The sequence below is a fragment of the Parabacteroides sp. KHUB-02 genome, from assembly GCF_056640955.1.
The window spans coordinates 3,248,957-3,264,289 of sequence record NZ_JBWQEV010000001.1 but is presented as its reverse complement, the minus strand read 5'-3'; the positions used below and the strand labels follow the sequence as shown (position 1 = coordinate 3,264,289).

The 15,333-nt window shown below is 46.7% G+C and carries 9 protein-coding genes; 5 read left to right on the top strand and 4 right to left on the bottom strand.

Annotation, left to right across the window (positions count from 1 at the left end; all coding sequences use genetic code 11):
* The first annotated feature begins 160 nt into the window (after positions 1 to 160).
* Complete coding sequence (rocD, locus tag ACYIA1_RS14275) at positions 161 to 1,369, top strand: ornithine--oxo-acid transaminase (RefSeq protein WP_044544513.1); 1,209 nt, start codon at positions 161 to 163, stop codon at positions 1,367 to 1,369.
* Positions 1,370 to 1,372: 3 nt separating this feature from the next.
* Positions 1,373 to 2,269, top strand: a complete 897-nt coding sequence (gene rocF / locus ACYIA1_RS14270) for an arginase (protein WP_005861034.1) — start codon at positions 1,373 to 1,375, stop codon at positions 2,267 to 2,269.
* A 105-nt stretch (positions 2,270 to 2,374) separates the two neighbouring features.
* Here the strand turns inward: rocF and ACYIA1_RS14265 are convergent, their stop codons facing one another.
* The 4 genes from ACYIA1_RS14265 to ACYIA1_RS14250 form a co-directional block, all read right to left on the bottom strand.
* Positions 2,375 to 3,646 (bottom strand): hypothetical protein, encoded by a 1,272-nt coding sequence (locus tag ACYIA1_RS14265; RefSeq protein WP_044544947.1) that lies wholly within the window; start codon positions 3,644 to 3,646, stop codon positions 2,375 to 2,377.
* A gap of 129 nt (positions 3,647 to 3,775) precedes the next feature.
* On the bottom strand, positions 3,776 to 6,229 hold the full coding sequence (gene tamL, locus ACYIA1_RS14260) for a translocation and assembly module lipoprotein TamL (protein WP_005866633.1): 2,454 nt from the start codon (positions 6,227 to 6,229) through the stop codon (positions 3,776 to 3,778).
* Positions 6,226 to 10,836 (bottom strand): translocation/assembly module TamB domain-containing protein, encoded by a 4,611-nt coding sequence (locus tag ACYIA1_RS14255; RefSeq protein ID WP_480335612.1) that lies wholly within the window; start codon positions 10,834 to 10,836, stop codon positions 6,226 to 6,228. The genes tamL and ACYIA1_RS14255 overlap by 4 nt, the downstream gene beginning before the upstream one ends.
* Before the next feature lie 29 nt (positions 10,837 to 10,865).
* Positions 10,866 to 11,540: a TonB-dependent receptor gene (locus tag ACYIA1_RS14250; protein ID WP_008780639.1), complete on the bottom strand. Its 675-nt coding sequence runs from the start codon at positions 11,538 to 11,540 to the stop codon at positions 10,866 to 10,868.
* 177 nt (positions 11,541 to 11,717) lie between these two features.
* On the opposite strand from ACYIA1_RS14250, the gene ACYIA1_RS14245 reads away from it, so the two are divergent.
* From ACYIA1_RS14245 to ACYIA1_RS14235, 3 genes are all read left to right on the top strand, one after another.
* Positions 11,718 to 12,503, top strand: coding sequence for an inositol monophosphatase family protein (locus ACYIA1_RS14245; protein WP_480335609.1), 786 nt, complete (start codon positions 11,718 to 11,720; stop codon positions 12,501 to 12,503).
* A 226-nt stretch (positions 12,504 to 12,729) separates the two neighbouring features.
* Positions 12,730 to 14,463, top strand: a complete 1,734-nt coding sequence (locus ACYIA1_RS14240; protein WP_480335607.1) for a tetratricopeptide repeat protein — start codon at positions 12,730 to 12,732, stop codon at positions 14,461 to 14,463.
* Between the two features lie 86 nt (positions 14,464 to 14,549).
* Entirely contained in the window at positions 14,550 to 14,915 is a 366-nt protein-coding gene (locus ACYIA1_RS14235) for a DUF3244 domain-containing protein (RefSeq protein ID WP_413633154.1), read from the top strand.
* Positions 14,916 to 15,333: the final 418 nt, after the last annotated feature.

The following is a 15,333-nucleotide window of genomic DNA, read 5'->3' as shown; positions in this document are numbered from 1 at the left end:
CCTTGTTTCTCCTTGGGGAGAGCGGGGCATCCCTTCTTTTTTGTGGATATGTTTCTTAACATACATACCCGTAATCAATTGGTTAGCCGCAAATGCTTATCTTTGAGCTATCCCGATGTAAACGCTTACAATATGCTAGTCATTTAAACTCAATTATAGTATGAAACCGGAAGATTACATTACCAGAGAGGAGAAGTATGGTGCCCACAACTACCATCCTCTGCCGGTCGTTCTCAGAAGAGGCGAAGGCGTGTTCGTGTGGGACGTGGAAGGAAAACGTTATTTTGATTTCTTGTCTGGCTATTCTGCCTTGAGCCAAGGACATTGCCATCCTAAGATCGTGAAGGCCCTGATGGAGCAGGCGGAGAAGCTTACGCTCGTATCCCGTGCTTTTCATGCGGATATACTGGGTGAGTACATGGAATTTACCTGTAAGTTTTTCGGATATGATAAGCTCTTGCCGATGAATACGGGGGCCGAGGCGGTAGAGACGGCTTTGAAGCTTTGCCGCCGTTGGGGATACCGTCGGAAAGGGGTCGCTCCGGAGCGTGCGAAGATCGTGGTTTGTAGCGAGAATTTCCACGGACGTACGATCACGATTATCTCCATGAGCACCGATCCTAGTTCCTACGCCGATTTCGGCCCTTATACGCCCGGATTTATAAAGATACCCTATAATAAGGTGGATGCCTTGGCCGAGGCCTTGAAAGATCCCGATGTAGTAGGCTTCTTGGTGGAACCGATCCAAGGTGAGGCCGGGGTCGTGGTGCCCGGCGATGGTTATCTGCGGGCTTGCTATGATCTTTGCCATCAGCATAATGTGTTGTTTATCGCGGATGAGATACAGACAGGTATCGGTCGTACCGGTAAGTTATTGGCTTGTGATTACGAGGGGATTCGTCCGGACATCTTGATCTTGGGAAAGGCGTTGTCCGGTGGGGTCAGTCCGGTCTCGGCGGTATTGGCGGACGATGAGATCATGCTTACGATCGCTCCGGGAGAGCACGGTTCTACGTATGGTGGAAATCCGTTGGCGGCGAAAGTCGCTATCGCCGCCTTGGAGGTGGTACGTGACGAGCATTTGTCGGAGAATGCGTTTAAGATGGGTGAGCTGTTCCGTGGTGAGATGGAGCGGATTAATAATCCTATGATAAAGAAAGTACGGGGTAAGGGCTTGTTGAACGCTGTCGTGACGGAACCTAAAGATGGGAAGACGGCATGGGACATCTGTTTGGCGTTGAAGGAAAACGGCTTGATAGCCAAGCCTACCCACGATCATATCATCCGCTTCACGCCTCCTTTGGTGATTACTGAGGAGCAAATGATGGAAGCGATTGGCATTATACGAGATACGTTCGCTAAATTCTAGTGTATGAAGATAAATGTAATAGGTGTTCCCTTGAATCTGGGATGTGACCGGGCTGGCGTAGAGCGTGCCCCGAACCACCTTCGGGAACGGGGATTGATGGGGGTGATCCGGAAGAACGGGCATAAAGCCTTTGACTTGGGTAATTTGTATGTACCCCCTGTTAGCGAGGCGGATAAGTTCGTACGGGGTAACAGCATGAAATATCTGGATGCGATCGTGGAGGTGAATACGAATCTGGCGGAGTTGGTTTATGATACATTGCGTGGAGGAGCGTTCCCCTTGGTGATTGGCGGGGATCATTCGCTGGGTTTAGGTAGCGCCTCGGGCGTGGGTAAATGTTATGATGATTTCGGTATTATCTGGCTGGACGCTCATGGGGATATCAATACCAGCGAGACTTCTCCCAGTGGTAATATCCACGGGATGCCTCTGAGTGCGTTGATGGGGATGGGAAGCGAGGAACTGGTGAATATCTACGCTCCCGGGAATAAGGTGAATCCGCAGAACGTATTCTTGGTCGGGACCCGCAGTCTGGATGAGGGCGAGTGGGATTTGATCGAGCGGGAGAAGCTGAGTGTCTATACGATGGAGACGATCCATCTGAAAGGCATCGGCTTCGTAGCTGAGGACATCAAGCGGAAATTGAAGGAACGGAAGATCCGCAACGTGCATTTCAGCATAGACGTGGATAGCATAGACCCCCGTTTCGCTCCGGGCACGGGAACTCGTGTGTGTGAGGGACTGATGCCGGATGAGTTTAATAACTTCGTGGATCATATGTTGTCTACGAATCTGGTTAAGTCGATGGATTTGGTAGAGCTGAATCCGGAGCTGGACGTGAACGAGCAGACCACAAACCTTTGTCTGCAGATCATCGATTATATTACCGCCCGTCTATAAGGAATCTAAATTCCATGGTTTATGATAAGAGTGTGAAAAGGAAGTCCCCTTGTTCCGGTTAAGACCGGATACGAGGGGACTTGAAAATACGATATGTCTATTGGTTTATTTCATTCTTCGGATATTGGCGTAATTGAAGCTATCGCTCAAGAAATCGTCCTCGCTGAATTTATAGCCTTGCGGTCCCCAGTTGCCCATAGCGAGCATGGCGATCATCTTCATCGGGTTGAAACCGCTCATATCGCCGCCGGCGGCCGCTAGAGGAACGGACTCCATCAACTTGCGCATGGAATGTGGATAATTCTCGTTGATCACCATGTTGCGGTATAAGGCAAGGATTCCATCTCCTTGCTCCTTACGGTTCCAAGTCAGTATATATGTACCGTCGTTGGCTTCCGCCTTCGCTTGGAGATCGGGCAGTTTGGCGGAGTTGGCGTCCGCTATGATAAAGGTTACGAAACCTTCCTTGTCCACTTTAGGCATTTCTTTGTCGTAAATAGAGGCATACGAGTAGGTCTCGGCTGACCCAAGGCATATGGACCAGTATCGTACATCGGCGGTGGCGTATTCGCTTACGCTTTTAGGAGCCGTAGGAGGGATGAAACGGAAAGTTGCTACCTCCCCTTCGTTCAGTTTGATGCGGGCGAATAGGTATTCTGCCGGGCTGTTCGGGTACATTAGGCTCAGCGGGGCACGCATGAACGGGAGTTGCGGCAGGTCGGCGGAGAAATCCATCGGCGGCAAGTTCAACGATTCGTGGATGTTGCAGACCTCACGCTTCGGGAAATCTACTTCCTCACCTGTAGTCACATCGAAAGCTTGGATAGCAGGCATGTCCACGCCGCCATACTCATCGCCGCTATATTGTTTCGCCAAGTAAAGACGCATGAAAATGGAGACCATATTGACATCTTCCGGAAACTCGCATATGTTCTTCATCGAGGCACGTGCGCTGGCGGGGGTGTTAGCGGGAATGATGTAAATCGTATAGCCATTTGCTCCGTAGTCGTCTGTTTCCTTTACATAGGGGTTGATGGAGCTGTCATCGGGTTGGATATTTACGTCTTCAATGCTGGATACGTCTATTTGGGTCTCGTCGTTATAAACCGTGAAATTGAAGAAGCGTGACTTCGGGAACTTTCCAGTCAGACGAAGGCCGATGTTTGGATTATCTTTGTAAGAATAGGTGTATTCCCAATAATCGGCATAAATATCAGGAAAGGCCAGTAGGGTTTGATTGTCGCCCCGGAGCGTCTTGCCCCATTGTTCCTTGGGTTCCGGGTTGTTGATTTGAGGGGTATTCTCATCATCGTCGTCGCAAGCGGTGAACATACCCATAGTAAGGGCTACCAACATTAAGTAAAAAATCTTCTTCATGATTCTGTTCGTTAATTAATCTGTTTGTTATTAAAATGAGAGCGCAAAAGTATCTCATTTCCAATTAGGGTTGACCTATTGAAAATGAAATACCTTGGATAAGACCACAGAATCCTAGGAATGGAACAGCTAGAAGGGGTATCCGATAGCGAAATGGTAACCCATGCCGTCCTTGAATTTTGGGATATTGTAATAGCCTTTCTTTCCGGTATCGTAAGGGAGGTGCAGACCGATACCCACGTCGAAACGGATGACGATAAAGGTGAGGTCGTAACGCAGGCCGAAGCCGGTTCCTAAGGCTAGATCCTTGAGGAAGCTACCCCATTTCAGTTGTCCGCCGGGACGATCCGGATCGTTTCGGATCAACCAGATGTTGCCGCTGTCGAGGAAGGTAGCCCCGTGGAGGTCGCCAAGGATCGGGAAGCGGTATTCGAGGTTGGCCTCGAATTTAAGATCACCCGTACGGTCGATGTAAGCGTATTTATTGTTGTCGCTGTTCTGGTAGTAGCGTCCGGGACCGATGCTGCGGATCGTAAAGGCACGGATGCTATTCGCTCCGCCGATGTAGAATTGCTCGTTATAAGGGGAGGTACGGGCGTTGCCGTAGCTATAAATAGCGCCGGCCATTAATCGGCCTACGAGATATTGCTTATGCCCGAGGGCGTAATTATAACGTATCTCGGCGGTTCCCTTGATGAATTGGGCGAAGGGGTTGCCGAGTAATTCCTTATCCTCTTTATTGAATTTCTTCCCGGCTAACGCATAAATCCCATCCAAGACAAGGCCCGCTTGGGTAACGGATGCCTGCCACCAAAGATGGTTCCGGCGACTGGTAATCGGGGAATCATCATAGGTATAGGTATAGTTCATGGCCGGGATGAATTGATTTTGCAAACTCTTTTTTAGAGCCTTATTCACGTTGGTAATGCTGTCGAACTCGTGCGTGGTATGCTGGAGCAAGTTGAACGTCAGCTTGAAAGGGGTGATGGAATGATGAGACGTGGCGGTAGGCTGGAACTCATACGAGGCGTCACCACCGAATGCCAGCAACTTGAAGAAACGGGCCCGGTTCATCTGGTCCGCATAGAGGCGGAAGGTGGTGCTGGCCGGGAAATTCATGTCCCGTTTGCTGAATGTAGGGAACAATACCCGTGGGAAAGTCAGCGTGGTAGTCAAGCCTAACTCATAACTGTTGATCTTGGAGTTGCTACCATCCAGCTTGTTGCCGGTCTGCCATTCGTAAGAGCCGCGGAGTTTCACGCCGAAGGTCTCGCCCCCTCCGAAGACATTCCGTTTGGTCACGCTGAAAATGGCGCCCGGACCCACTTGGTCGTTGCTCTTGGCGGTAACGTTCAACTCGAGCTCGCCGTCCAATGGAAGATCGTAGACCGTATTGATCCGCAGATCCAGCGTATCTTGACGGCGCATGGTATCACGGGGGGAATATTGCAACTCGGCATAACGGAAGATACCCAAGCGGGACAGGGCCGTTTGCGTCCGTTCCTGCGCCCGCTGGTTATAAAGTTCCCCCGGCTTGAAATATAAACGGTTGTAAATGACCGAGGGGCGAACCCTTAGCTTACCCTCATAATGGATCGTAAGGTCCTTATAGCGGATCGAGTCCGTGGGAGTCTCATTCTGATAGCCGTTTAGCCAGACGGATATATCCCCGAGTTTCCAAGGACGGAGGGCCGAGGGGGGCAGGCTTTCCTTCGGGGCCACCCGTAAGGCCACTTTCCCGGGGTTCAACAAGGTATCCGCTTGATAGGTGATGAAATCGGGACGGAAATAGTAATATCCGTTGTTACGGAGCAAGGACGAGATGCGTTCCCGCTCGGCTTGCAATTGGACGACATTGAAATTCTCTCCTTTGTGGAGGATACGATCGCCGATCGTGGCATCGATCAATGAGTCGGCACGGTGACGGATATGGACGTATTGGATGCTGTCCAGCGTATACGGATCGTTCATGGTGACACTGTATTCCAGCTTCGCCTTCCGGGGATTCTTGGGATCGGGTATGACCTCGAAAGAAGTCTCTCCGTTGAAATAACCGTACTCGTTCAATAGGTTCCGGGCTACCTTGACGCGGACATCCGGGTTCACGGTGGTGATCAGCACCGGTTTCGACGCCAGTTTGTTGAAGATCCACTTGCCGACCTTCCCTTTCTTGTTCACGAAAGCGTTGTAGACCCACAGGCCGAAAGGAAAAGGCACCCGGATCGAGGAGCTTCCCAGCAAGGCGTTGTTGGGGGGATAGGCTAGGGCGGCCTCGACCTCTTCCAAGGCGGCTTCGCCGGGTTTGGTCTTATCCTCGTTCTTCACCTCTATTTTCTTGATACCGGTATATAGGACCGCTCCCTCGGGAAGGTTCTTCGTGGTGGAGCAAGAGGAGAGAAGAAGTACGGATAGGAGGATGCTCCCGGTGGCGACGTGCCATCCCCCGCTCGGGTTAGACGCTCTCCCTCGCCCGAGGGAGACATCCTCCCCTGCCCGAGGGAGACACTCTCCCCTGCCCGAGGGAGACATCCTCCCCCGCCCGAGGGAGTCGTCCCGCCTAAAATATATTAAAATGCTTTTCATTCCTTTTCATCATTTATGGGTTTCACTTTCGTTTTCTTGAAGTTGAATAACTCCCTGAGGTGCATCATTTTCTTGCGGAGCACGATACCGGCCCCGGTCTCCGTGATCTCGCCTTCCAGCAGGCTTTCGTAGTTCTTGTCGTGGAAGAGCTTGACGTATCGGGAACCGCTGCTGTCCAGCCGGTATTCTACGGATACGTTGTCGATGAACGGCTGCGCCTGCCCGTTGTTAATGTTCTCGCCGGTAGAGATACGGCCGCCTAGAACCACACGGATACGGTCATTATAGAATCGCTTGGCGAAGCGGAAGGAGTAGTCGGTACGGGTACCGCCTCCGGCGTCGCCATTATCGTCGTATGTCTCCATGCCGAAACTGATATCCACGGACTTCAAGGCGCTTCCGGCGATGTTGTTGATCTCGCTTTGCAAGAAGCTGGTCAAGGCGTCTCCCATATTCATGTTCACCTTGCCGCCACCACCGCCACCGCCGAGGTACATACCGGTCACGAGCATGCTGACAGCCAGCTTCGCCCGTTCCTCCGGACCTTTCGAGGTTAGTTCCTCTTGCATCGCCATGTCTTCCGGGGCGGTGAGGGTAAATTGCAACCCTAGGTTCTCCAGTTGTTGGGTCAGTTCGATGCCTACGTCGAAATTTACCAAGCGGGGCGATGATTGCCCGGTTAGGGTGACGGACGTACGGACTCGCTCGGTAGCCGTAAGGTTCAAGGTCGGGTCCATGGGGTTGCCCGTCCATTGCACGTAGCTACCCTCCTGTACGTTGAACTCCTTCAGCGGGATGACCGGGATGGAGTACTTGATGGTTCCGCCCGTCAGCGTGTAGCGTCCGTTCAAGAACATATCGCCTTGCGGGGTATACTGGAAGGAAAGGTCGCCGCCACCCTCCAAATTGATATGGTTGGACTGGTCGGGACTTAAATCCACGTTCGCTTGTACGGCGGGATCGATGTGGATCGTCATCAACATGTCCATGCCTCCCATCGGCAACGGGGGCTTACGAGGCATGCGCCGACGTAAGGTATCCGTGAAAGAGGTGAAGGTTACCATATCCGACATACGGTCTTGCACGGTCAGCGGGGAGTCTTTCAGCACGTAGGTGATATTCGTGCCGCCCAATAATTGCAAGTCCCCTCGCATGGTCAAGGCATCCAACGGCCCGCGTACGGTAGAATTCAGGTTGACGAACAGCTTTCCGTAGACAAGGCTTTCCTCGTTTTTCTTAACGTTCAGCAGTTGCAAGTTATTCGCCGTTAGTTTAAGATTGGCGGTCATGCGGGATAAATCGTTGAAATCCACTTCTCCGTTGATGATAAACGGATTCTTGTTGTATGCGTAAATACCATATTGGTTGAACAAGATTCGGTTGTTCTTTATCTCTATCTTCTTATCGTCGAAACGGAAGGTAGAACCTGCGGCGCCTACATAAACGGAGGCGGTATCGAGAATCAGATATCCCTCGGCCATGGGTTTATCGCTTTGTCCGCTGATAGCGAGCGTACCATCGAGGTCTCCGCCCATTTTCGCCATATCATCCGGGATGAACGGGTTGGCGATATCCAAGGGGAAGTGCATGAACTCGATATTACCGCTGATATGGTCTGTCTCGCCCATCTGGTATAAGGCGGTAATGGCACTCACCTCTTTCCGGTCCCGGAAAAGGTGCATATCCACTTGATGGTTCCCCTGCTCTAAAGGTAGATAGACAGCGTTGAACATGAGTTCGCCGACCCGCTCGTTCTCATAATACAGATCATCAATGTTCATATCCGCTACGACCATGAAGGCCGAGTCGGAAGGAGCGTACTGGAAATCGGCGTTCAATATACCTTTCATCGGCGGGATATAACTGAATGCGTTGGAGATAACCCCAAGGTCGATCTGGTTCAACTCGGCGTGGACTTCCTCCATCTCGTCACTTTCCGCTTGGGAGTGTATCCAGAGGGCGGCGTTATTATCTCCGCTGAGTCGTAGGTTCGCCTCGATATCCTTCATGCTGCGTACCACGACGTAATTATCCGGATTCAGCTTGAAAGGGCGGAACGCTATGATCGGGTCATCGGGGAAGAGATGGAACTTGACCCCGTTCTGTATCTTATCGGCCCGGATTCCGAGCAACAAGCCGGTCTCGCCTTTCCCGTCCTTGAAATAAAGGCGGGCGTCGCCGAAGCCATAACGTATTTGCCCGTCCAGCCCGGCGCTGAAAGGTTGTTGCTGCCTGTATTTATTCTTGATCACTTGGGCGCTATAGAGTAGTCCGAGCGAATCTTGGTGCATCTCCGCCCGGATGGTATCGATCTGCATCGTATCCCGTGCCAGATCGTAAATGGAGGCATCCATGCGTATACCCGTTTCCGGTGAGGTATAGGCGTTCATGGCGATGCTCTTGAAATCTACGTAATAGGTTTGGAGATAGTTGTAGATCGGATTGTCCTGTCCTGCCCGTACCTCGAGGTACATATCGGGGAGGAGCGGGCGAAGGATCTCCAGATTGACTGTCGAGTCCCGTTCCAATTGGAGGGTGATATCGTTCGATACCTTAGTCAACTTATCCGTGATGTGGTGTATGCAATCATTACCCGTGAGGATGATCCCTAAATCCCCGGCGTGGAAAGACACACGGGTGGTATCGATATCCGTCCGGGCATGCAAGGTCAGCGTTTTCGGCTTGAAACTTTGTTTTGGGGTGACGACCTCCCAGTTTCCTAACGTAACGTCGATCGTGTTATCTTCATCCAGATTACTTTCTGCCTCGGCGAAGAGCTGGAAAGAGGTGGCGAAGGGATTTGCCATTAAGTGCATACCCTGTAAATCCATGTTCTCTACATCCGCTATCAACATCGCTTTCACCTCGTGCTTGTGGAGGGTTGCGTTTAAGGAGACATCCATTTTCGCCAACGGGTATTTGCTAAGCAAGTCCACTTTCAGTAAGTTCTTTTCCAGAGAGCCATCGATGGATACGTCTGATACCGATGAGGCGCCATAGCGTATATCCGATATCTTACCGTCCAGTTTGGCCCATGTACGTTCAGAGAAAGGGTCTGTGCCCCGGCCTTCTGCTTTAACAGAGGCGGTCAGCCAAAATAGAGAGTCTTTGGGCATGAAATGAGTAGGTTCCAGACTGTCTATCCGTAAATTAGCCTCATAAGCCAGTTTTACCGGATTATAGCGGGCGGTCAGACCTACTTTGCCTTTATCTTGGGTAAGAACAAGCTCGGTGCGGTATTCTTGATTTGCGACTGTAGCTTCCCCCTTCAACTGAATTCCTGCCGGAATGGCAAATTGATCCCGTTGGGAGGCGGGAAGCATCGCCAGCAAAAAGTCCAGATTACCGGATCGAGCCTTTAACTGAATCTCACCGGTTCGCCGGATGCTATCCGTCACGGACTCCATGCTACCCGTGACGTTCATCTGAAACGCTCCCGGCAGCATGATATCGCCTTGTATGATACGTATACTGGAGAGGTTGCCTTCTACGCCAGCCGTAATAGCGAGAGGCTTGTCCGGGTAGGCTTTCTTGAAATCCTCCGGAAGAGAACCTGCCGCTATCAATAAATCCTCTTTCCCCAACGAGGCGTTTAACAGGGCTTTCATGCTACCTTGCGGATGGTCCTCGAGGGAGCTCCAAGGGATAGTCGCTGTCAATCTCACTTCGGAATTTGGTGTCTGGAGAAGTAGGTCCGGTACGTCTATCTGTTCATGGTCACTCCGGACATTTCCTGCTAATGCCGAAACCTTAAGGCCGGAACGTTCTTCCACGAAGAATTCCTTGATGTGGGCGTTTATTTCTTTTCCTTGATATAAGATGGAATCGATAGAGGTGTTCAGGTTCGTTAAACTGATATGGGAGAAATCGAGTCCTTGCTCGGGTGCCGCGTAATTCCCGTCATAAGCGAATGTAGAATTCGTTATGTCAAAGTTTCTCGCCTTATATTGTTCCGCTCCAAGATCTACGAGGCCGTTATTTAGCCCGGCTTTATTTACGAAAGCCGTAAGGCGTAAGGAATCCGAGGGCATTTGTAGGGCGAAGGCTACCCGGTCCAAACTAATTTTATCCAGCTTGAGTACCCAGTTCAGAGGTGTGGAAGTCGTGTCTTCTTTCGAGGTTGAATCATTTAATAGAAGGGTAATGGCGGTATCGGATAAATCTACGGTATTAAATGTAGCTTTTTCCTCGGACAGGTCTATACGATCGGCGTGCAGGTAAAGCTTTCCCAAGAATCCTTTGATTTCTATACCTTCAATCATAGTCCCGGTGTTAACCTTTACGTTCCGGAGGTCGATCGCCTCTACCAATACTTGCTTCCGTAAAAGAGGAAGGGCACGAACCCGTACCGTCAAGCTCTGTAAACTCAACAAGGTATCGGCGGGAGGATTTACGACCTCGACACCCTTAACCGTAAGGTCTAACGGGAAAGATAGCCTAATCTGCTCGATCCCGATTTGCATACCAGTCGCTTTTCCCGCATATTCGGTCGCTTTCCGTACCGCGAAGTTTTGGAAAGGAGGTATATATAGTAATATAGAGAGTAACAATACCAATGCGATCGGTATTAGGCATATCACTCCTATCCGTTTAATCCATACTCTCATGTTGATACGTTTCTCTTTTTCTTATTTGTTTATTTGCCTGTTTTTATGACGATCGCTCCGTTTGCGCCTCTTACCCCGTATTCACCGGCGTCTTTCAATACTTTTAATTCCGAGACATCTTCGACGGGAATCGTGTTTAGAACAGATAGGTCCATCGGTATACCGTCTACCACTACTAGCGGGTCACTAGGACTGTTTAGGGAAACGCTCGCACGGATACGTACGGAACCATCGGCGAATGTTATGCCACTCATCCTTCGTAGCAAGCAATAGAGATCCCGGCATCCGGTTTTCTGTATCTCTTCTTTATTCATAACGCTTGAGCTTACTATTTTGTTTCGTTCCCTTTCCATAATTTCTTTCAGGGCCTCATCCGGTTCAAAACTACGCTTTGCGTTGAATGTGCTATTCTCTAAAGTAATGGTTATATAATTGTATCCGTTGACCGGGACTTTGACTACATTTCTTGTTTTCTTAATAGTGACGAACAAGGTATCATTCAGGTTAGCCCCCGGGATGGTGAATACGCCATGTTTGTTCGTTTTCACGGTGATCGGATTCTGACTGCCTAGCGTGACCGGATAGCGTTTGATTATTTTATCGCTGATGTCACGCAATACACCGACTAAAGTATCATTCTGTGCCAAAAGTATTTGACTGCTGAATGATAAGATGATGATTGAAAGATAATGTATTGTTTTCATAGCTCAATCTTTTTAGCTGAACATAACACAAAGATAATATAATATTTCTTAAAGGCAGAGTTTTAGGGCAAATTCGTAATAGGTATTATTTTTACATTTCTATGTGGTCTCATTTGTCGCTAAAATGAGATTACTATAAATGGAAATCATTACATTTGCCAAAATAAAATGAACGGTATGGAATTAGATTTAGCCTATTTGTGTAAGGAGGTTCGAGAAATAGCTCGTGCTTCTGCGACATTCTTAAAAGAAGAACGCCGAAAGTTTGACCGGAACTTAGTGGAGGAAAAAAGTGCTCATAACTATGTATCTTATGTGGATAAAGAATCGGAACGACAGATCATAGAGGCTTTGTCTACTTTGCTACCCGAGGCTGGTTTTATCGCGGAGGAAGGCTCTGGAAGTTTGACCGATGAGGAATATTGTTGGGTAATTGATCCATTGGACGGTACTTCAAACTATATTCATGATATCGCGCCTTATTGCGTGAGTATCGCTTTAAGAAATCGGAAGGAGTTATTGTTAGGAGTAGTCTATGAGGTGTGTAGGGACGAGTGTTTCTATGCCGTGAAAGGCGGTAAGGCTTACTTGGATGGGAATGAGATACATGTATCGGATGTCTCAGTACTGGATAACGCTTTCATTGCGTTGGGTTTCCCTTATAACTCTGATGATTATCGTCCGGTAGCCGCTCATTTGGTTGATAGGTTGTATGGTTTTGCGGGAGGTACCCGTTTGATGGGATCTGCCGCCGCTGAACTGTGTTATGTGGCAGCAGGACGTTTTGATGCCCGTATAGAAGCCTATTTAGGCCCTTGGGACGTAGCCGCTGGTGCCTTGATTCTATTGCAGGCCGGAGGAAAAATATCGGATTTCAATGGAGGAGAGAACTGGGCTTCGGGTGAACAGGTAGTTGCCAGCAATGGCAAGGTTCACTCTCTTGTGTTGTCTTTGTTGCCCTAATACTAGAGTAATCCTGCGTATTCTAGTGCTTCTGTGTGTATTTAAAAGGTAAAAGAGTTTAAACTTACTTCTTATTTGCGGGGTGTTTGATCCGTTTTGATTTTCAAAATAGATGGAGGAATACAAATACCCGTAAATCCTCGTGTGTGTCTAATTCAGTAAAAATCAAGACTTTTAGGATTAGAGATTTTACTTACATTTGTGGGAAATAAAAATGTTACAGAGTATGAAAAACAATCTATACGTCTTTTTTCTGTTCTTTATTACTGGACTAATGTCATGTAGCCATCACTCAGGTCTATATGAACATGCGGAAAAGATAATGTCCCAACATCCCGATAGCGTTTTAACATTGCTATCAACAATACAAGATGTAAATGATCTTTCAGAAAAGGACCGTGCTATGTACTACCTACTTTTGACAGAAGCTGAAAATAAGACTTATGTCAAGCCTACTTCAGATTCATTGATTACAATAGCAGTCGAATACTTTGATAAAACCGAAGATTGGGAAAGAAAAGCAAAAGCTTGGTATTATCGAGGGAGAATAAACCAAGATCTAGGTGATGCACTTCATGCGCAAGATTATTATTTGAAAGCGTTACGAGAGGAAGATAAGATAGATGATTATGCTCTATTAGGGCGCTTGTGCAATAGTATTAGTATGCTATATACTGATCAACAGGTTTACGAGAAATCTTTAGTTTTTCAAAAAAAGGCTTTAAAATATTTTGAAACTCTACGTGATACAGTAGGGCAGTCTTTTGTTTTGAGAGGATTAGGAAGAGTCTTTTCTGTAATACATAAAAAGGATAGTGCAGTTTTTTATTACGAAAAAGCACTAAGCTTTGGGAACGAAGTTACAAAACGTTCTATATATAATGAGTTAGGTGGAGTCTATTTAGATTTAGGTTTATATTCGAAAGCTTTTGATAATATCCAAATGGCCTTGAGCTATCCTGCGAGTCAAGAACAATTATATCCAATTTATTTAACGCTAGGAGAATTGTATTTGAAAACGTCTCATTTAGATTCAGCGGATTGTTATTTGAAAAAAGGTTTAGTTAGTACAAGGCTGTCTACTAGAGCTGGTGCTTATTATCATTTATCTCAATTGTCTAAAGGTTGTAAGCGATGGGAAGAGTATGTGCTAAGACAATCCAAATATGAAGAATTACGTGATTCTTTAATGCTAATAAGACAAACAGAATCATTTAGAAGAGAGCAAGACTTATTCAATTATCATCAAACAGAGTCAAAACTTTTTCAAACTACGATAGCATTTAATAGAGCTAAAATTAATTTCCTAATAGTAAGCATAGTTGCAATAATACTTGCTATTGTTTTTGGATTGTTTGCCATTTTTGTTTATACTAAGTTTAAGAGGAAGAAAATGAGTATATTGGAACAACGTGAGAAGTTAGCAGAATTGTTGAGAAAACAACATGAAGATAAAATTCTTATAGAAAAGAATGAAGGACTCATCGCCGATTTAGAAAAGAGATTGCATGTATCTTCTATTGCTTATGATGAGAAAGAGAAAGAACTCATTACTTTGAGGAAGCAACGGCTAGAAATTGAAAATCAGAATTTATTGTTTGCTAAAACAGAAAATAAACTTTTAGTGGAGCGTTTTGTGGTTTCTGATATTTATTATCGTTTCCATATAAAAGAAGAGTGGAGACCTAGAGATTGTGATTGGGCTGAATTATTTGATGCTCTAGATAAGACCTATAATAATTTTACTCATAGATTGATGGGGCTTGTTTCAAAATTAACCCCTATAGAGCTAAAAGTTAGTTGTTTAGTGAAGTCAAATGTTCCTCCTGCTACTATTGCAATGTTAATAGTAACGACACCTACTAATGTGTCAATGATACGTAAGCGGCTTTATGAAAAAATATATACAACGGATAAAGGTTCTTCTGAGAAATTTGATAAATTTATTCGAGATTTTTAAGGATGTGCATAATTTGTGCAATAAAGTAATGCAGATTTGTGAAAAATGAATCATATGTTTGCTTCACAATTTATAAACATCAGATTATGAAAATTAAGAGACTTACTTTAATTGCATTATTATTTGCATTGTGTTTGATTCATCCTTTATTCGGTGACACTATCCCTACAGAAGGTCGTTGGGATGATGAGTATTATCGTTCCGTTGATACAAATCGTCCTCCAGTAGTATCAATCGAAGGAGACATCCTTTCTTTGAGCTTTGAAGATGCTTTATCAAACTTGACCGTATGTGTTATGAATGATAAAGGAGTGAAAGTCTATGAAGATGTTGTTTCTTCAGAGGCAGGTGGAACTTATTTTTTCTCTTTAGCGGGAGAAGCAAATGGCCAGTATCAGGTTGTGTTGTTACATCGGTTGGGACACTTGACCGGTAGCTTTACCTTGGAATAAAAAATTAAGAGGTTTTGTAAGAAGAAAGAGCTGTTAAGCTTCTCGGTAAAATGGGAAGCACAGCTCTTTTTTATTTGGACAACTGTACCAAATACGAATCTTTACTTGAAAACGTATCTATGTATATGTTTTACCGCTAAACGTATCATTAATCAGCCGGGAGTCATTCTGTTTATTGTATATTTCTTGAAAATAGGCTCCATTGTAGCCTGCTTTACTATCCATAGAAATAGCGATTAGTATTAATAGAAATTCAAAATACTATGGATACTAATCGGAGCTTGGATAGATACGATTTTATTGTATGTTGATTATTAGGTGTATAGGTAATAGTTTGGAAATATTAGACTTATTGTGCTTTTTAAGAGATCAAATTTGGTGTGGTTGGGCTATTTTTATTTCCAAATGGTGTTATTTC

Bases quoted from the DNA above. Each gene is read 5' to 3' on its own strand.
- rocD (WP_044544513.1), top strand. From the start codon at position 161: ATGAAACCGGAAGATTACATTACCAGAGAGGAGAAGTATGGTGCCCAC.
- rocF (WP_005861034.1), top strand. From the start codon at position 1,373: ATGAAGATAAATGTAATAGGTGTTCCCTTGAATCTGGGATGTGACCGG.
- ACYIA1_RS14265 (WP_044544947.1), bottom strand. From the start codon at position 3,646: ATGAAGAAGATTTTTTACTTAATGTTGGTAGCCCTTACTATGGGTATG.
- tamL (WP_005866633.1), bottom strand. From the start codon at position 6,229: ATGAAAAGCATTTTAATATATTTTAGGCGGGACGACTCCCTCGGGCGG.
- ACYIA1_RS14255 (WP_480335612.1), bottom strand. From the start codon at position 10,836: ATGAGAGTATGGATTAAACGGATAGGAGTGATATGCCTAATACCGATC.
- ACYIA1_RS14250 (WP_008780639.1), bottom strand. From the start codon at position 11,540: ATGAAAACAATACATTATCTTTCAATCATCATCTTATCATTCAGCAGT.
- ACYIA1_RS14245 (WP_480335609.1), top strand. From the start codon at position 11,718: ATGGAATTAGATTTAGCCTATTTGTGTAAGGAGGTTCGAGAAATAGCT.
- ACYIA1_RS14240 (WP_480335607.1), top strand. From the start codon at position 12,730: ATGAAAAACAATCTATACGTCTTTTTTCTGTTCTTTATTACTGGACTA.
- ACYIA1_RS14235 (WP_413633154.1), top strand. From the start codon at position 14,550: ATGAAAATTAAGAGACTTACTTTAATTGCATTATTATTTGCATTGTGT.